The sequence below is a fragment of the uncultured Bacteroides sp. genome (assembly GCF_958445495.1).
Classification (GTDB): Bacteria; Bacteroidota; Bacteroidia; order Bacteroidales; family Bacteroidaceae; genus Bacteroides.
This window is the reverse complement of record NZ_CAUCSQ010000005.1, coordinates 66651-86513: the sequence shown is the minus strand read 5'-3', so window position 1 is coordinate 86513 and position 19863 is coordinate 66651. Positions and strand designations below refer to the sequence as shown.

The 19863-nt window shown below is 49.5% G+C and carries 12 protein-coding genes; 6 read left to right on the top strand and 6 right to left on the bottom strand.

Annotated features, from left to right (window positions below):
• Window positions 1-180 precede the first annotated feature (180 nt).
• A complete protein-coding gene (locus Q5076_RS03165; RefSeq protein WP_303010779.1) occupies window positions 181-4203 on the top strand; it encodes a glycoside hydrolase family 2 TIM barrel-domain containing protein in 4023 nt (1340 codons plus the stop codon).
• Window positions 4204-4813: 610 nt separating this feature from the next.
• Here the strand turns inward: Q5076_RS03165 and Q5076_RS03160 are convergent.
• The gene (locus tag Q5076_RS03160) at window positions 4814-5731 is read right to left on the bottom strand and encodes a DMT family transporter (RefSeq protein WP_303010778.1); all 918 of its coding nucleotides are present in this window, start codon (window positions 5729-5731) and stop codon (window positions 4814-4816) included.
• Between the two features lie 163 nt (window positions 5732-5894).
• Between Q5076_RS03160 and Q5076_RS03155 the strand changes: the two genes are divergently transcribed.
• From Q5076_RS03155 to Q5076_RS03135, 5 genes are all read left to right on the top strand, one after another.
• Complete coding sequence (locus Q5076_RS03155; protein WP_303010820.1) at window positions 5895-6731, top strand: AAA family ATPase; 837 nt, start codon at window positions 5895-5897, stop codon at window positions 6729-6731.
• A 77-nt stretch (window positions 6732-6808) separates the two neighbouring features.
• A complete protein-coding gene (locus tag Q5076_RS03150; RefSeq protein ID WP_303010777.1) occupies window positions 6809-7807 on the top strand; it encodes a DUF4435 domain-containing protein in 999 nt (332 codons plus the stop codon).
• Window positions 7808-7866: 59 nt separating this feature from the next.
• Complete coding sequence (locus Q5076_RS03145; RefSeq protein WP_303010776.1) at window positions 7867-9198, top strand: mechanosensitive ion channel family protein; 1332 nt, start codon at window positions 7867-7869, stop codon at window positions 9196-9198.
• A 36-nt stretch (window positions 9199-9234) separates the two neighbouring features.
• Window positions 9235-10131, top strand: coding sequence for an AraC family transcriptional regulator (locus tag Q5076_RS03140; RefSeq protein ID WP_303010819.1), 897 nt, complete (start codon window positions 9235-9237; stop codon window positions 10129-10131).
• 457 nt (window positions 10132-10588) lie between these two features.
• On the top strand, window positions 10589-13390 hold the full coding sequence (locus Q5076_RS03135; protein ID WP_303010775.1) for an ATP-binding protein: 2802 nt from the start codon (window positions 10589-10591) through the stop codon (window positions 13388-13390).
• Window positions 13391-13698: 308 nt separating this feature from the next.
• On the opposite strand, the gene Q5076_RS03130 is transcribed toward Q5076_RS03135, so the two are convergent.
• From Q5076_RS03130 to Q5076_RS03110, 5 genes are all read right to left on the bottom strand, one after another.
• Entirely contained in the window at window positions 13699-15138 is a 1440-nt protein-coding gene (locus Q5076_RS03130) for an NADH-quinone oxidoreductase subunit N (RefSeq protein WP_303010774.1), read from the bottom strand.
• A 47-nt stretch (window positions 15139-15185) separates the two neighbouring features.
• Complete coding sequence (locus tag Q5076_RS03125; RefSeq protein WP_303010773.1) at window positions 15186-16670, bottom strand: NuoM family protein; 1485 nt, start codon at window positions 16668-16670, stop codon at window positions 15186-15188.
• A gap of 37 nt (window positions 16671-16707) precedes the next feature.
• Window positions 16708-18597: an NADH-quinone oxidoreductase subunit L gene (gene nuoL, locus Q5076_RS03120; RefSeq protein ID WP_303010772.1), complete on the bottom strand. Its 1890-nt coding sequence runs from the start codon at window positions 18595-18597 to the stop codon at window positions 16708-16710.
• Window positions 18598-19005: 408 nt separating this feature from the next.
• A complete protein-coding gene (gene nuoK, locus Q5076_RS03115) occupies window positions 19006-19314 on the bottom strand; it encodes an NADH-quinone oxidoreductase subunit NuoK (protein ID WP_303010771.1) in 309 nt (102 codons plus the stop codon).
• Window positions 19315-19348: 34 nt separating this feature from the next.
• Window positions 19349-19861: an NADH-quinone oxidoreductase subunit J gene (locus tag Q5076_RS03110; RefSeq protein WP_303010770.1), complete on the bottom strand. Its 513-nt coding sequence runs from the start codon at window positions 19859-19861 to the stop codon at window positions 19349-19351.
• Between the last annotated feature and the right edge of the window lie 2 nt (window positions 19862-19863).

Below are 19863 nucleotides of genomic sequence, written 5' to 3'. Positions count from 1 at the left end.
TTCTGTCCGTTGTCCGTCTTGCGGAGATGTTGCGGGGAAGGGCATTTTGCCTTGTAATCTGACAAATAGTGTTAAAAGTTTGTTCCGAATGTAGGGGAGCCTTGTTTTCGGGGTGTATTTATTTCAGGTCGGAGAAGAGTGGCCTTGTTGCGTGAATAATCTTTATAGACTTGATATTTTATGAATAAAACCTTGTTAACCGCTCTCTTATGCTGTTTTTTAACGCTACAGAGTTTTGCAGCCCAACCTTTGGAAGGGTTTACGTATGCTGTCTTGAATGCTCCTGCCGGAGATGAATGGGAGTCTCCCGGAAATCTAGCATTGAACAAGGAGCAACCTCATGCTTATTTCTTTTCGTTCGGGGATGTGGAAAGTGCCCGTAAGGTGTTGCCGGAGAACAGCCGGTATTGGCAGTCGCTCAACGGTGACTGGAAGTTCTGCTGGTCGCCCGACCCCGATTCCCGTCCGGCGGATTTTTACCGTCCGGATTATGATGTGAGTGCGTGGGATGTCATTCCCGTACCTTCAAGCTGGAATATTTACGGGATTCAGAAAGACGGGAGCCAGAAGTACGGGACGCCTGTTTATGTCAACCAGCCGGTAATCTTCCAGCATCGCGTAAAGGTGGACGACTGGCGGGGAGGAGTGATGCGTACGCCACCGTCGAACTGGACTACTTACAAGCACCGGAATGAGGTTGGTTCGTTCCGCCGGGATTTTGAGATTCCTGAAGATTGGGAAGGTCGGGAGGTGTTCATCAATTTTGACGGGGTGGATTCTTTCTTTTATCTGTGGATTAACGGCAGGTATGTGGGGTTCTCCAAGAATTCGCGCAATACCGCCGGTTTCAATATTACTCCTTATCTGCGTAAGGGCGGGAATACGGTTGCCGTTGAGGTGTATCGCAATTCGGACGGCTCGTTTCTGGAGGCGCAGGATATGTTCCGTCTGCCGGGCATTTTCCGTACGGTAGCTTTGCATTCGGTTCCCAAAGTCCATATTCGTGATTTGGTCGCTATCCCCGATTTGGATGCCGCATATACGGACGGTTCTTTGACGGTCACGGCGGATATCCGCAATTTGGATAAGAAGGCGGTGAAGGATTATAAGGTGCGTTATTCGCTTTATGCCAACAAACTGTATTCAGATGAGAATACGCTGGTGGACGCGGTTTCGTCGCCGGTGACGGAGAAAATCGTTTCGGGAGAGACTTGCAAGGTCCGGACCGTGTTCCATGTGAAAGCCCCCAATAAATGGTCGGCAGAGTTCCCTTATCGTTACACTCTGGTGGCGGAACTGAAAGACAGGAAGGGCAAGACTGTCGAGACTGTCTCTGCCGTTGTCGGTTTCCGCAAGGTGGAAATCAAGGACACGCCTGCGTCGGAAGACGAGTTCGGACTTGCCGGGAGGTATTATTATGTGAACGGGAAAACTGTCAAGCTGAAAGGAGTAAACCGTCATGAGTCCAACCCGGAGGTGGGACATGCGATAACCCGCGGAATGATGGAGAAAGAAATCATGCTGATGAAACGCGCCAACATCAACCATGTGCGCAATTCCCATTATCCGGATGACCCTTATTGGTATTTTCTATGTGATAAATACGGCATTTATCTGGAAGATGAAGCTAACATAGAGTCGCACGAGTATTATTACGGCGCTGCTTCCCTGTCCCATCCGGCGGAATGGAAAAACGCCCATGTAGCGCGTGTCATGGAGATGGCACATGCCAATGTGAACAATCCTTCCATCGTTATCTGGTCGTTGGGGAATGAGGCAGGTCCGGGGAAGAACTTTGTGGCGGCTTATGATGCGTTGAAGAGTTTCGATACTTCCCGTCCTGTGCAGTACGAGCGTAACAACGCCATTGTCGATATGGGGTCGAACCAGTATCCGTCCATCGGTTGGGTGCGCGGAGCCGTACAAGGGAAATATGACATCAAATATCCGTTCCATATCTCCGAATATGCCCATTCCATGGGGAATGCCTGCGGTAACCTGGTTGATTACTGGGAAGCGATGGAGTCTACCAATTTCTTTTGCGGTGGCGCTATCTGGGATTGGGTGGACCAGTCCATGTATAATTACGACCCGAAGACAGGGGTACGTTATCTGGCTTACGGGGGCGATTTCGGCGATACGCCCAATGACGGGCAGTTTGTGATGAACGGGATTGTGTTTGGCGATTTGGAACCGAAGCCGCAGTATTATGAAGTGAAGAAGGTGTACCAGCATATCGGCGTCAAGGCCGTTGATGCCGGGAAAGGGCTTTTTGATGTCTTCAACAAATATTATTTCAAGAATCTGGCGGATGATTATCATCTGATATGGTCGCTTTACGAAGACGGAAAAGCGGTGCGGTCGGTATTGGAAAAGGATATTGACTTGCCTCCCCGCCGGCATAAACGGATTTCTCTTCCTTACGAACGCGCCGCCTTTAAGAAGGATGCGGAATATTTTGTGAAGGTACAGTTTGTGTTAAAAGATAAGATGCCGTGGGCCGGCAAGGGTTTTGTCATGGCGGAAGAACAGTTCTTGGTTCAGGAACCTGCAGGACGTCCGTCGCTCGGTGAAGTGACTGCCGGAGCGGGACCGATAAAGGCCGGGATGAATCCGGATACGGACAGGTATGAAGTGCGCGGAAATGGTTTTGAGGTGGATTTTGACCGGAAAACGGGAAGCATCTATCGGTTGAAGTATGGGAAGGAAACAGTGATTGCCGACGGGAACGGACCGAAACTGGATGCGTTTCGGGCTTTTACGAACAATGATAACTGGTTCTATTCTTCCTGGTTTGAATGCGGGTTACATAATTTGAAGCATGAGGCGACGGAATGTGTCGTACGGGTGAAAGAGGACAGGGTAGTATTGAGTTTTACTGTGGAATCGCAAGCACCGAATGCCGCGAGTATCAAGGGGGGGACGAGTTCCGGCAGGAACAGCATCGTGGAGCTGAAAGACAGAAAACCGGGCGGAGACGGTTTCAAGTTCATAACCAATCAGGTGTGGACGGTATATCCGGACGGTTCTGTCGAATTGCAGTCCAGCATAAGTTCCAATCGTCCCGGTTTGGTTTTGCCTCGTCTGGGTTATGTGATGAGAATCCCCGAACGGTATGCCGACTTTACTTATTACGGGCGCGGTCCGGTTGACAATTATGCAGACCGCAAGAGCGGCCAGTTTATCGAGTTACATACGAATACGGTGGCGGGCGAGTTCGTAAATTTCCCGAAGCCGCAGGATATGGGGAATCATGAAGATGTGCGCTGGTGTGCGTTGACTGACCGGGCGGGCAAGGGGGCTGTCTTTATCGCCACGGACCGTCTTTCGGTTTCGGCGCTCCAGTATTCCGCTCTCGATCTGATGTTTGCCTCCCATCCTTATCAGTTGCCTGAGGCAGGAGATACGTATTTACATTTGGATTGCGCGGTGACCGGTCTGGGTGGCAATAGTTGCGGGCAGGGAGCTCCTCTGCTACAAGACCGCGTGTTGGCAGGTCAGCATGCGACGGGATTTATCATTCGTCCGGCAGGCAAGGATTTGTCGTCTGTCGCCGGAGTGGCTCCCGACGGGGATATTCCTTTGTCGGTGACACGTACTTCTGCCGGAATGGTGGAACTGACATCGGCAAAGAAGGAGGCCGTGCTTTGTTACACGATTGACGGCGGTAAAGAGGTTCGGGAATTCAAAGAACCTGTTCCGTTGCGTGACGGGGGAGTAGTGAAGGCGTGGTACAAGGATAATGAGGATATCAACGCTACGGTGAGGTTTGAAAAGATTGAAAATGTACAGTTGCGGGTGGTGTATGCCAGCAGTCAGGAGTCGGGAAGCGGGGATGCCGCGCATCTGACCGATGGAGACCCTGCTACGATATGGCATACGATGTATTCCGTGACAGTTGCCAAATATCCCCACTGGGTGGATTTTGATGCAGGTGAAGTGAAGAATGTCAAAGGATTCACGTATCTGCCGCGTCAGGATGGGAACAACGGTAATATAAAGGATTATTCCATTCAAGTCAGCATGGATGGCAAGGAATGGGGCGAACCGGTTAAAAAAGGCACTTTTGCCAATAATCTGAAAGAAAAGAAAGTGGTGTTCGATAAGCCTGTGAAAGCGCGTTATATTCGTTTTACCGCTTTAAGTGAGCAAAACGGACAGGATTTTGCGTCCGGTGCGGAGATAACGATTCTGGCGGATTAAGGTAGAGTAGACATTGTTACCCGGCGAATTTGGAACATTATCCGGTGAATTTGGTAACAATTATCCGGTAAGATTAAGAATCGATTATCCGGCAAAGTCATCTTAACATAGATTTTGAAAAACCGGGAATCCTATGGATTAAAAAACTCTTGAAAGAAAAATCCTCTTATCTTAACCTGATATTTTTGAAATTAAGGCTAAGATAAGAGGATTTTTAACTTCCTGATTCTCAATAAGGCTCTTTTTCTTCTTTTTCATTCTGTAATGCTCCCTGAAAGTCTCTTGTCTGACTTTGGGGGAGCATTTTATTTGAGGCATTTTGAGATATCCTGAAAATGTGTCAAAATTCAATTTTAGAGGAAATGAACTTTTCATCTGAAACCTGGCACTCTATCTGAAACTCGCCACTCTTCATTTGAAATTCGGCACTCTTCATCGGGCAATAAAAAGGCCGCATCAACTCTATTATTGAAGTGCCCCCCAAAAGTTTTGTGTCTAACTTTTGGGGGGCACTTCATATTGAGTAATGATACGGCTATTTTTATGTTTATCAGTTAGATTCTGTAACTGTTCCGAGCGTTCATCTTAGTTTCGACATACTCCCGCGGTATTATAACTCCTTTCCGTCTTTCTCGAAATCAGCCCTCGACTTGCTTTGTGTCACGATGTACACTCCGAGAAATACGAGTGCGATAGCGAGTCCTTTCTGCCATCCGAAGTTGCCGATTCCCATAATGACGGCGGCGATGGTCGCCACAATCGGCTGCATGTAGTTATACATGCTGACAACGGTCGGGCGAAGCAGTTTCTGGGCGGTCATGATGCAGAGATAAGCGAGGAAACTTCCGCCTAACACGACGTAAAGCACCTCCATGACGGCTACGGTGGAGACAGTCCCCCATTGGATAGTCGAAATGTCGTGGTAAGAGAAAGGAATATAACACATTGAAGCGTAGATAAACATCCATTTATTGATGGTTATTGCCGAATATTGCTGGGACAGTCCCTTGAAAACCGTTAAATAGATAGAGAAACTGATTTGTGCAATCAGGCACAGCAAATCTCCGATGATATTCCCGTTACCGCTGCCGGCAGCCTGGCTGCTTAAAATAAGGATAAGCGCTCCCATGGCCCCGACGAAGATTCCCAGTACTTTTTTATTCGTGACCGGTTCTTTCAGGTAGATGGCGGCAACAATCATGGTGACTATCGGTAGAGTGGTAGTCACGATGGATGCGTCGATAGGGGAAGTCATGGACAGCCCGAAGATGAATATCCCCTGATTGAATACCAGAGCAAACAGGGAAGCGAAAAAAATCTTCAGCATATCGCGGTGGTTGACATGCTCCTGTTTGAAAAATGCGGAAAGTATCCAGAAAGCCGCCGCTGCTCCCACCATCCGGAATGTAGTGACAGACAAGGCGGAAAACTCCTGGAGGGCCGATTTGCCGATGGGCGACATTAATCCCCACATAACGTTTGCTGCCAGTGCAAACAGATGTCCCTGCAGATTTTTACTTTTGTCCATATTGATGTTGATATAACCTGTTTTTAACAAGAACCGCCTTCAAATGGAAAAACGGTTGGCAAAGGTAGCTTTTTATTTGTTACCTTTGTTGAAAACTGCGGTAAACGTAACAGATTTATCGCATGAATTAGTTATATTTGCCTTGATTAAACATTTGAACATTATGGAGCAGCAGGCCAATTATATCCGTCGAATCGAGATAAAGGGACTTTGGAAAAGATTCGATATCGCATGGGATTTACGTCCTGACGTGAATATACTTTCCGGCATAAACGGAGTGGGGAAAACGACCATCCTGAACCGTTCGGTAGGTTATCTCGAAGAACTTTCCGGTGAGATGAAAAGCGATGAGAAGAGCGGAGTGCGCCTTTTCTTCGATAATCCCCAAGCGACATATATCCCTTACGACGTGATTCGCAGTTACGACCGCCCTCTGATTATGGGAGATTTTACGGCCCGCATGGCGGATAAGAACGTGAAGTCCGAGTTGGACTGGCAACTCTATCTGCTGCAACGCCGTTATCTTGATTATCAGGTCAATATCGGCAACAAGATGATAGAAATGCTTTCCAGCAACAATGAAGAAGAACGCAGCAAGGCAGCCACCTTGTCCGTAGCCAAACGCCGCTTTCAGGACATGGTTGACGAACTGTTCGGTTACACCCGCAAGAAGATAGACCGGAAACGGAATGACATCGCCTTCTATCAGGACGGCGAGCTGCTGTTTCCCTATAAGCTGTCCTCAGGCGAGAAGCAAATGCTGGTAATCCTGCTCACGGTGCTTGTGCAGGATAACAGTCATTGCGTGCTTTTTATGGATGAGCCGGAAGCCTCTTTGCATATAGAATGGCAACAAAAGCTGATTTCGATGATACGGGAACTGAACCCGAATGTGCAGATTATCCTGACTACCCATTCGCCCGCCGTCATCATGGAAGGATGGCTGGATGCCGTGACGGAAGTGAGCGACATCTCCACATCCGTGGAGCATGAAGGCTGAAACACAGAGAAAACGGGGAAACCTTTCCCGGAAAGGCTATTTTATAAAACCTAATAAAACCGCAATTTATAAAATCAATGGCGACCTCACTAAGAGACAATCTGACTTCTTCTTACTTCAGCGCTGCCCATAAGCTCTATTCCAAAAAGGCGCGCCGGCGCATTGTCGCCTATGTGGAAAGCTATGACGATGTTGCTTTCTGGCGTACCTTGCTCGAAGAATTTGAAGACGACGAGCACTATTTCCAGGTGATGCTTCCTTCCGCCACCTCGCTGGCGAAAGGGAAAAAGATGGTCCTTATGAATACGCTGAACACGGAAGAGCTGGGAAGAAGCCTGATTGCCTGTGTAGACAGCGATTACGATTTCCTGCTCCAGGGAGCAACCCGCACCTCCCGTAAGATAAACCGGAACAGATATATTTTCCAGACATACACCTATGCCATTGAAAATTACCATTGCTTTGCCGAGAGCCTCCATGAGGTATGCGTGCAGGCGACGCTGAACGACCGTTCCCTGCTCGACTTCAATGCCTATCTGAAACGGTATTCGGAAATCGTATATCCGCTTTTCCTCTGGAACGTCTGGTTCTACCGGCAGCGGGACACCTATACCTTCCCGATGTACGACTTCCATACGCATACCGCCTTGAAGGAAATCAACCTCAAGCATCCCGAACACAGCCTGGAATCCCTGCAGTACCGGGTGAGCCTGAAACTTACGGAACTGAAAAGCCGTTTTCCACACCATGCAGGCAGGGTAGACGGATTGCGCGCCGAACTGAAAGAATTGGGACTGGTTCCCGAAACAACCTATTTGTATATGCAGGGACATCATGTGATGGATAATGTGGTGATGAAGCTGCTGGTTCCGGTTTGTACCGCTTTGAGGAGGGAACGGGAACAGGAAATTAAACGTTTGGCGGAACATAATGAACAATTCAGGAACGAATTGACTTGTTATCAGAACAGCCAGGTGAACGTAGAAATCATGCTAAGGAAGAATGTGGCGTATAAGAAGCTTTATCATTACGAATGGCTGAGGCGGGACATCCGGGAATATCTGGCTAAGGGGTAATAGCCGGATGGAGTTGCATATCAAATAAAATTGCATGTCTAACAAAGGAAAATGTATGTATGAAAGAAGTGATAGATACGGTAAGTGTAGCATTGATAAATGATGAAGTGCAGGAGATGGGCAGTGCGGTGATGGAAGAAGTCAACCGTTCGTTGCTTTCGGCGGGAGTGAGTGAAGAGTGGGCGGATAAGTTTGACAACCTGATTGTGCTGCTGTGCATCATCGGAGTCGCTTTGCTGGCTAACGTCATCTGCCGCAAGCTTATTTTACGGGCGGTAGCGAAGCTGGTGAAACAGACGAAAGCGACTTGGGATGACATCGTATTCGACCACAAAGTGATGGTGCACCTTAGCAAGATGGTTGCTCCGGTCCTGATTTACATCGCCATTCCTATCGCCTTTCCCGAACATGCGGACTCCCGTTTGCTGGATTTCATGCGCCGGTTGTGCATGATTTACATCCTTGCCGTTTTCCTCCGTTTCATCAGTACCCTGTTCGCAGCCATTTACCAGGTGTACAGCCAGAAAGAACAATACCGGGACAAGCCGTTGAAAGGACTTCTGCAGACGGCGCAGGTGATTCTTTTCTTCATCGGAGGGATTATCATAGTCAGCATCCTGATAAAGCAAAGCCCGGTAGTGTTGCTCACCGGGCTGGGAGCGTCCGCTGCCGTGTTGATGCTGGTGTTCAAAGACAGCATCATGGGATTCGTGTCCGGCATACAGCTTTCCGCCAATAACATGCTGAAAGTAGGCGACTGGATTACCATGCCGAAGTACGGCGCCAACGGTACAGTGATAGAAGTGACGCTGAATACCGTGAAAGTGCGCAATTTTGATAACACAATCACCACCATTCCCCCTTATCTGCTGATTAGCGACTCCTTCCAGAACTGGCAGGGGATGCAGGAGTCCGGCGGCAGGCGGGTGAAACGCTCCATCAATATAGACATGACCAGCGTGCGCTTCTGTACCCCGGAAATGCTGGCGAAATACCGTAAGATACAGTTGCTGAAAGATTACGTGGACGAAACGGAGAAGGTCGTGGAAGAATACAACAGGAAACATGATATTGACAATTCGATATTAGTGAACGGACGGAGGCAGACCAATCTCGGCATTTTCCGTGCCTATCTCACCAATTATCTGAGAAACCTGCCCGTTGTCAATCAGGATATGACCTGCATGGTCCGCCAGCTTCAGCCTACGGAAACAGGTATCCCGATAGAGCTTTATTTCTTTTCCGTAGAAAAAGCCTGGGTCTCCTATGAAGGCGTGCAGGCGGATGTCTTCGACCATTTGCTCGCCATAATCCCGGAGTTTGACTTACGGGTATTCCAGAACCCTTCGGGAGCGGACCTGCGCCGGATAGGAATCAGGATTGAGAAATAGTTACCGGAGAAAACACACAGTTAAACAATACTCATGATGAACACACCATTGCCCAATCAGATTATTCGCGAGATTACTCCTTTGTCTGATAAAGATTGCTTTTACATTGCGGAACGTTATAAGACGGAGTTTACTTACCCTATCCATAACCATTCCGAGTTTGAACTGAATTTCACGGAGAAAGCGGCGGGAGTCAGGAGGATTGTCGGCGACTCTTCCGAAGTGATAGGCGATTATGATTTGGTGCTGATAACCGGCAAAGAGCTGGAGCATGTCTGGGAACAGAACGAATGCTGTTCGAAAGAGATAAGAGAGATTACGATTCAGTTCTCTTCCGACCTTTTTTTCAAGAGCTTTATCAATAAGAATCAGTTCGACTCTATCCGCCGGATGCTGGACAAGGCGCAGAAAGGGCTTCGTTTCCCGATGTCCGCCATTTTAAAAGTCTATCCGTTGCTGGACACGCTCGCTTCCGAGAAACAGGGATTCTACGCCGTCATCAAATTCATGACGATTCTTTACGAGCTTTCCCTCTTTGAAGAAGATTCCTGCACTCTGTCCAGTTCGTCTTTCGCAAAAATAGACATTCATTCGGACAGCCGCCGCGTACAGAAAGTGCAGGAATATATCAACGCCCATTATCAGGAAGAGATTCGCCTGGGACAACTGGCAAGTATGGTCGGAATGACAGACGTATCGTTCAGCCGTTTCTTTAAAGTACGTACGGGAAAGAACCTCTCCGACTACATCATCGACATACGTTTGGGTTTTGCCTCCCGGATGCTTGTCGATTCCACCATGTCGATTGCCGAAATCTGCTATGAGTGCGGCTTTAATAATCTCTCTAACTTCAACCGCATCTTTAAAAAGAAAAAATCCTGTTCCCCTAAAGAGTTCCGGGAGAACTACCGGAAGAAGAAAGTCTTGATTTAATCCCGTTTTATTCAAAATACCGGCGATGTTCCTGCAAGAAGAGGGGGAAGGCGGGGACGGGACATTCCGTGAAAGATGGGAAAGACGGGATAGCGATAAGGCAATGGCAGGATAGAAATGGGGGCAGTGATTAGATAATGACTGGGCAGTGGTTAGGTAATGATGGAACAGTGATTGAATAACGATTGAACAGTAATTAGGTGACGACTGGATAGCGATTGAATAACGATTGGACAGTAATTAGGTAACGACTGGACAGTAATTGAATAACGATTGGGCAGCAATTAGACAATGATAGGGCAACAAGTAGATAGCGATAGGGTAGCGACGGGAAAGTGACGGTCTCCTCCGTTTATTCTCCTATAACTATTCTTTTTTATCTTTTTTTACCTTTATACTACTACATATTTACTTTTTCGTATATTTGTCAGACTATATAATCTAGAGCAGGTAATTTATGCAAACAGACAACGAACGATATTGTAAGATGGCCTCATTAGCCCAGATAGGATGGTGGGAAGCAGACTTTTCAGCGAGACGCTATCTTTGCTCGGACTACCTTAGCAACCTTTTGGGATTGGAAGGAGACACGATTAGTTTTCGGGAATTCGGGGAACTAATACGTGAAGACTATCGCCAGCAAGTGATTCAGGAATTCCAGGCAAATGCGGATATACATAAAGACTTCTACGAGCAAACATTTCCCGTCTGTTGCAGAGACGGGGAAATCTGGTTGCATACACGCTTGGGGTTTCGTGAGAAAGGAACCGGAGCGGAAGGAGGAGACAAAGCTTTCGGAGTGGTCCAGCGTGTTGAAGCTCCCGGAGAGTCGGAGCAGAAGAAGTCCGTGTACCGGGTCAATGACCTGCTTCGCCGCCAGAACTACATATCACAGTCATTGTTCCGTTTCCTGCGCGACGAAAGCGTCGAGGCATGCATCGTAGAGATATTGAATGACATCCTGAACCTTTACCACGGAGGCGGGCGTGTCTATATTTTCGAATACGACCCCTCATATACCCATCATAGCTGTGTGTACGAAGTCGTTTCGGGAAGCGTCTCTGCGGAAAAAGAAAATCTGCAGTCGATTCCCGTCAGCCAGACGGAATGGTGGAGCCGGCAAATCCTGTCCGGCAAGCCCATCATACTGGCTTCCTTGAGGCAGTTACCGGAAAATGCGACGGATGAATACCGCATACTTTCCATGCAAGGGATAAAATCGTTGATGGTTACGCCCCTGATAGCCGGTGAGCGTGCCTGGGGATATATGGGAATCGACTTGGTCGAGACATATCGTGAGTGGACGAACGAAGACTACCAGTGGTTCTCCTCACTGGGAAATATAATCAGCATTTGTATCGAGCTGCGGAAAGCGAAAGACCACGTCATCCGCGAGCAGTCTTTTCTGAAAAACCTGTTCCGCTATATGCCGATGGGATATATCCGCATGTCGATTGTCCGTGATGCGGACCGGCAGCCTTGCGATTACCGGATGACGGACGCCAACAACATCAGTGCCGAGTTTTTCGGCGACCCGGTAGAAGCGTATGTAGGCCGTTTGGCATCGGAGATACATGCCGATTACCTTCAAAAGCTCGATTTCCTGTTGCAAGTGCTGGACAGCAACTCATACAAAGAAAGAGACGAATACTTCTCCAAGACAGACCGCTATGCCCATTGGATAATTTATTCCCCGGAAGCAGACGAAGTGGTCGGACTCTTCATAGACAACACGGCGGCCGTAAAAGCCAATCGCGCTTTAGACCGCAGCGAGAAACTCTTCAAAAATATCTTCGCCAATATCCCGGCAGGTGTCGAAATTTACGATAAAGACGGATACTTGCAGGAACTGAACAACAAAGATATGGAAATATTCGGGCTGGAAGATAAGAACAGCGTGATAGGACTCAATTTCTTCGATAACCCGAATGTGCCCCAAGCTGTCCGTGAACGTGTGCGTATGGAAGACCTGGTTGATTTCCGCGTGAACTATTCCTTTGAACAGGTCGGCAAATACTACCGCACGAACCGTTCCAACATGATTGATTTATATACCAAAGTCACCAAACTGTATGACAACGAAGGCAACTTCAACGGATATATCCTAATCAGCATTGATAATACGGAACAGATTGACGCGATGAACCGTATCCATGATTTTGAGAATTTCTTCCTTTTGATATCCGACTACGCCAAAGTAGGATATGCCAAGTTGAACCTGATAGACCGGAAAGGATACGCCATCAAACAATGGTACAAGAACATCGGGGAAAAAGAAGGCACGCCGCTGAATGAGATTGTAGGCATCTACCGCAACATGCATCCGGACGACCGCAAGCGTATTCTTGACTTTTACAAAGAAGTCAGGAAAGGCACGGGAAAAAACTTCCGGGGAGAGATGCGCATCCGCCGTCCCGGTTCGGCGGATAAATGGAACTGGATACGAATGAACGTGGTAGTCACGACTTACAGGCCGGAGATAGACGAGATAGAGATTATAGGCATCAACTATGATATCACGGAACTGAAAGAGACGGAAGCCGAATTGATTCGGGCGCGCGATAAGGCGCAGATGATGGACAAGTTGAAAAGTGCTTTCCTCGCCAACATGAGCCATGAGATACGTACCCCGCTCAATGCCATTGTCGGCTTCTCCGATTTGCTGGTCGAGTCGGAAGACATCGAAGAGCGGAGAGAGTACATCAACATAGTCCGCGAGAACAACGAACTGCTGCTGCAATTGATTTCAGACATCCTCGACCTCTCGAAGATTGAGGCAGGCACGTTCGAGCTTACCAACGGTGATGTAGACGTGAACCTGCTGTGTGAGGATATCGTCCTCTCCATGCAGATGAAGATAAAGCCCGGCGTCCAGTTAGTATTCGACCCCCATCTCCCGGTTTGCCATATCATCAGCGACCGGAACCGTATGCACCAGGTAATATCCAACTTTGTGAACAACGCAATCAAGTTTACCTCCGAAGGAAGTATCCGCGTGGGATATCGCCTGGAAGAGGAAGAACTGGAAATTTACGTGGAAGATACGGGAATAGGAATCGCCAGAGAACAACTTCCGCATATCTTCGAGCGTTTCGTAAAACTCAACACCTTTGTGCACGGCACGGGATTAGGACTTTCTATCTGCAAGAGCATCGTAGAGCAGTTGGGAGGGAAAATCGGCGTCGATTCGGAATTGGGAAAAGGTTCCCGGTTCTGGTTTAAACTCCGCAGAGTGACAGTGCCCGATACGGAAGAATAACAGTCCGTACAAGAATAAGCCCTCCGGAAGGAAAAGAGAACGCGCCGAGCCGGCCGTTTCACGGAGACGTCCGTAGGGACATTCAGCAAATAGTATAAAATTGGCCGACTAATTCATGCTTAAAGTAGGGACATTTACTGAATATCCTTCCGTAAATCAGTCCCCCGTTAAAACGAATCCCCTTGTTCCAGTCCCGGTTCATAACCGTGTAAGGACTCAACAAGGGGATTCATGCGTTACGGGTTTACCTGTTGCAATCCGCAACTTCTCTGAGTACTCCTCAGTATAGTTTCAGTTTTACCTTCACCTTATATTCCGAATGCCAGTTTGTCGATAGACTGATATACGATGCTTGCGATACCCAGGCCGATGATGCCCAGCGTGCAGAGAGCCAGTCCCCATTTCGTGCAGCCATCACTGCGGAAAGCGGGAATCGGGTTGTCGGAAGGAGTGATGTACATCGCTTTGACAATCAGCAGGTAGTAATACAGCGAGATGACAGTATTCACCAGTGCGATGAACACCAGCAAGTGGAAACCGGCGTCGAAGGCAGCCATGAAGATAAAGAACTTGGAGAAGAATCCCGCAAACGGAGGGATACCCGCCAGTGAAAACAGTGATAAAGTCATCAGAAGCGCGATTTTCGGATTCGTCTTGTAAAGACCTGCATAATCCTCCAGCGTGAACTTCTGGCTGCGCAGCGCGACGATTGTGATAACCGCAAATACACCGAGGTTGGCAACGGCATATACCAGTACGTAATAAACCAGTGCCGTCATTCCCTGGGCGCTTCCTCCGATAACTCCGAGCATGATGTATCCCGCCTGCGAGATACTGGAGAAAGCCATCAGACGTTTCAGGTTCTGCTGGCGGACAGCGAAAATGTTGGCAACGGTTATGGAAACGATGGTAACCCAGTAGAGCACCTCCTGCCAGTCGTTGATTATCGGGGCGAACACCTTGATGAGGATTGCCAGCAAGACAAATGCCGCCGACCCTTTTGAGATAACGCTCAAATAAGCCGTGACCGTGCTCGGCGCGCCTTCGTAAACGTCCGCCGTCCAGAGATGGAACGGCACGAGCGACAGCTTGAACGCCATTCCCGTAAAGAAAAATACGAACGCCATGATTTGCAGGGGATTTCCGTCGATATGCGCCGGAATGTCGTCAAAGTACAATGTACCCGTCGAACCGTAAATCATGGACAGCCCGAACAACAGCAACGCGCTGGAGAAAAGAGCCGTCAGGATATACTTGGCTCCCGCCTCCGCCGAATTGTGGCGGTACTTGTCAAACGCAATCAGCGCTGCCATCGGCACGGAAGCAGTCTCCAGCCCGATGAAGAACATCAGGAAATGTCCTGCGGAAATCATGAGATACATGCCGAACAAAGTCGAAAGCGTAAGCACGTAGAACTCACCCTGCTTGAAAGAAGTGTCTTCGCGCTTCATCCATTCGTGCGCCATCAGGAAAACAATCAGCGTCCCTACGTTCAGGACAGACTTGACTACCGTATGCATCGGTACATAATGGTACATTCCGCCGAAAGCGTCGGCAGCCGTGCCCGGAATCAGGTTGACAGCCGTGTGAATAACCATCAGGATAACAGGCAGCAGCGTGTTCAGCCGTGCTTTCCCGTCATTCTTGTGCGCGTCCGGGCTCATGAAAAGGTCAGCCAAAAAGAGCAGCAGCAAAACCGCTACCAGTGACAGCTCTTCCCGCATATATAGAAATTGTGAATAATCCATTGTCTTTATTTTATGGTTTATGAATTACGATTTATGAATTGTGTCGGTTACGGAAGCAGTTGCGTGACTACGGGAAGCACGCTCTCGCCAATCATCCGGCTCACCCAGAAAGGAGCCATACCCAGTCCTGCCACGCAGGCGATGAGGCAGATGACCGCCACCCGTTCGTCCCACGTAGCGTCGGTCAGTTCGAGATGATGCTTGTTGGTGCAGGTCCCGTACAGAATCTTGCCTACCAGACGCAGGATATAAACCGCGGTAATCACGATGGACGAGCAGGCGATGATAGTCAGCGTGCGGTGGAACACGTCGTTATCCTGGAAAGAACCCACGAAGATAGTCATTTCCGCGATGAAACCGCTGAGCCCCGGCAGTCCGAGGTTGGCAAGGCCGGCAATCACATAGCATACGCTGAGGAACGGCATAACCTTCATCAGTCCGGACAACTCCCGGACATCGCGGGTGTGCGTCCGTCCGTAAATCATACCGATAAGGGCGAAGAACAAAGCCGTCATCAGCCCGTGCGAGAGCATCTGGAGGATAGCTCCGGTGGCGGCAGTCTGGTTCAGCATCAGGATAGCGAAAAGAACCAGCCCGCAGTGGGATACGGAAGAATAGGCGTTGATATATTTCAAGTCAGTCTGCACGCAGGCGGAGAACGCGCCGTACACAACGGAGATGCCCGTCAGTATCAGGAATATCCACGAAAGCTCGTTGGCGGCTTCCGGCATCAGGTACATGGCGATGCGGAAACAGCCGTAACCTCCCAGCTTCATCAGTACGCCCGCATGAAGCATGGACACTGCCGTCGGGGCGGAAGCGTGGCCGTCGGGGCTCCATGTATGGAACGGGAAGAGCGCGCCCAGCACGCCGAACCCGATAAACGTCAGCGGGAACCAGATGCATTGCTGCGCGAAAGGAATGTTGTGCAACTGTGCGATTTCAAGCACATTCATCGTTGTCGCCCCCGCGCCGAAATAAATTCCCAGAATACCGATTAGCAGGAAGGCGGAACCGCCCATCAGCATCAGCGTCAGTTTCATGGCGGCATATTCCTTGCGTCCCGAACCCCATACGCCGATTAACAGGTACATCGGTATCAGCGCTATTTCGTAGAACATGAACATGGTGAACAGGTCGATAGAGATGAAGAACCCGAATACCCCCATCGAAAGCAGCGTGAACCAGAGGAAATATTCTTTAGTCAGGGGTTGCAGGCGCCATGAGGCGAACGTCCCCGTAAATACGATGATAGCGGACAGTAACAGCATGGCTACCGAGATGCCGTCTACACCTACCGAATAAGAGATGTGGAGCGGGGCATACCAGACCGCATCTGCGCGGAATAACATTTCTGCCGTGTTTCCGGCACTACGTTCTCCCAAGTACAAAAAGGTCAGGACGACGGAGGCAACCAGAAGTGCCGATGCGCCGGTAACCATCACCCCTCGAATCGCTTTGATTCCCCGTGCCGCCCAGAGTCCGGCGAGCATCAGTAAGGGGATTAGTACGAATATTGATAGAAAATTCATGTTTATGGTTTATGAATTATGATTGATAATAGATGAACTAGAGAACCAGCAGCAGGATAAGTACCAGTGCGCCGCACAGGAATACATAGGCGTATTGCTGTACCTGCCCGCTTTGCAAGCCGCGGATTTCGTCGCTTGTGGTATTGGTCGCCCATGCCAGAAAGTCGAAGAACCCGTCTACCACATGGCGGTCCCACCATGCGATGGGAGTGGAGATGCAGCGGAAGATAATCTTATGAGTGATGAACTGGTATATCTCGTCGATGTAGAAACGGTGGTAGGCAGCCGTCCACAAGCCTTTGAACCGTTTGGCGAGCGCGTCCGCAACCGGTTGCTTGGCATTCTTGTATATCCATGTGGCGATTGCGATGGAGACCATTGCAATGACGACACTGGTGACAGCGACCGATGGGTCGAGGTGGATGGAATAAGACTCGCCGTTGGAACTGATGAAGTGCCCGAACGGGATGAATCCGGCCCCGCAGGTGACAGCCGCCAGGAACATCAGCGGGAATGTCATGGCCAGCGGGCTTTCATGCGGTGTATGGTGAGCGTGCAACTCCTTGTTTTCCTTTCCCCAGAAGATGCCGTAATAAAGGCGGAACATATAGAAAGCGGTCATAGCGGCGATTACCGTCATTACCCAGCCCATGACGGGACTGTACTGGAAACATGCCGCCAGAATCTCGTCTTTGGAGAAGAATCCGGAGAACGGGGGGATACCCGCGATGGCAAGGCAGGCAATCAGGAACGTCCAGTGAGTGACAGGCATGTATTTGCGCAATCCTCCCATAGCAGACATCTCGTTGGAGTGTACCGCATGGATGATGCTTCCGGCGCCGAGGAACAGCAAGGCTTTGAACATGGCGTGCGTGAACAGGTGGAACATAGACGCCATGTATCCCAGGCCGCCTTCGTGCGGGTCTGTGGAAGTGCAGACTCCCAAAGCCACCATCATGAAGCCGATTTGCGAAATCGTGGAGAAAGCCAGCACGCGCTTGATGTCCGACTGTACGCAGGCTACGCTCGCTGCATAGAAAGCGGTGAACGCGCCCACCCAGGCTACCAGGTGCAGCGTGTCCGGCGCATAAGCGATGAAGAGCGGGAACATGCGCGCTACCAGGTAAACTCCTGCAACCACCATCGTGGCGGCGTGAATCAGGGCGCTGACCGGTGTCGGGCCTTCCATTGCGTCGGGCAGCCAGATGTGCAGCGGGAACATCGCGCTCTTGCCCGCTCCGCCCACGAACATCAGTCCGAGTGCTAACGGAAGCATGGCAGCTCCGCCGCTCACCAGCGACACCGTGTCCGGAGTGAAGCCGAATGTACCGCCGTAATACCCGTAAATCAGGATACCGATTAGGAAACCCAAGTCGGCGAAACGGGTGACGATGAACGCTTTCTTGGAAGCCGAGATTGCGGCGGGTTTGGTGTAGTAGAATCCGATTAATAAATAAGAACTTACGCCCACCAGCTCCCAGAAGAGGTACATCTGGAAAATGTTGGTTGCCACCACCAGTCCCAGCATGGACATGGTGAACAGTGACAGGAAGGCGTAGTAACGTTGGAAACCGACCTCTCCTTTCATGTAGCCGAAGGAGTAGATATGCACCATCAGCGACACGGTGGAGATAACGATTAGCATCATTACCGATATCGGGTCGAGCAGGATGCCCAAATCAAAATGTAAGGTCTCTGTGAAAGGAAGCCACGTGAAATTATAAGGTATCAGTGTGGCGAATGTGCCGTCTTCCAGCCGTGGCGCGGAGAAATATTGGAAAGCTGTAACGTAGGATAGCACCGTTACCGCTCCCAGTACCAGCGTACCGATTGCGCCCGCTGTCCGGTGGGACATCCATTTCCCTCCGATTCCCAGTACGAGAAAGGAGAAGAAAGGAAGAAGGAGTATCAGAATTGTTAGTTCCATACGGTTTATTTTAATTACTTGGGTTATTATATTCGTTATTTTGAGTCTTTGCAGCTTTGTCCCGTCGCCATGTTACGGCTTCCTGCATCGTTTCACCGGTATGGAACATTTGCTTCCATCAGGTGGAACTCTAGTTTCTACAGCATGAAACTTTAGTTTCTACAGCGTGAAACTTTGGTTTCTGCAGCATGGAACTCTGGTTTCTGCAGCATGAAACTTTAGTTTCTACAGCATGAAAACTTTAGTTTCTACAGTATGAAACTCCGGTTTCTCTAGCATGGGTCTCCGGTTTCAATACATTGGAACTGTCGTTTTCCCGGCAGCCTGCAGAATGTATCCGGCCGGGGTCCGCAAGTCCGTGCGTCTTTTCCGTTTTACCGGGAGCCGCTTTATGCCGGCGGGGGCGAATCACCACTTCAACTCGTCCAGGTTGCGCACCTGGATACTTCGTAGATTGCGGTAGATATTAATCATTATGGCGATGGCTATTGCCGTCTCCGCAGCCGAGATGGCGATGGAAAACAAGGCGAAGAAATAGCCTTCCGTCCCTTCCGGAAAGAGAAAACGGTTGAACACGGCGAAGTTGATGTCCGTGGCATTCAGCATTAACTCTACGGAAATCAGGATAGCCAGTGTGTTCCGGCGGGTAAAGAACCCGTAGATTCCCGCAAACATCATGATGGTAGAAACTACCAGGTAATATTCCATGTGTATCATATTCGAACTCTGTTTTTGATAGTTAATACGTTGTTTACCTCTTCCGCGCGATGATGATACCGCCGATGATGCAGGCCAGCAACAAAATGCTGACGGCTTCGAAGGGCAATATGTAACCGTATTTGTCACTGCTCAGCAAAGCGCGTCCGATGGCGTGGATGCTTGTCTCCTGCGTGCTGACACTGCCTGCTTGCAGGAAATTGTGCTTCAAGGTGATAAACAGGATGATTGCCGCGCCGGCGATGGTGGTCAGGAGCCCTGCGAGGAACCTGCTTCGTTTCAGTTTCTCGGCGCGGTCGCCCTCTCCGCTGGTCAGCAGGATGGAAAACACGTAAAGAACGACGATGCCGCCGGCATAAACCATGATTTGAACAGACCCCAGGAAAGTATAGCCCAGCAGGAAGTAGATACCCGCCGTGCCGAAAAGCACGAAGAGCAGGTAGGTGGCGGAGCGTACGATACGTTGGGTCGTTACCGTCATGACGGACATGGCAATGATGAATGCTGCCAAAAAGTAGAAAACTACTGTTTCAAGTGTTAATCCCATAT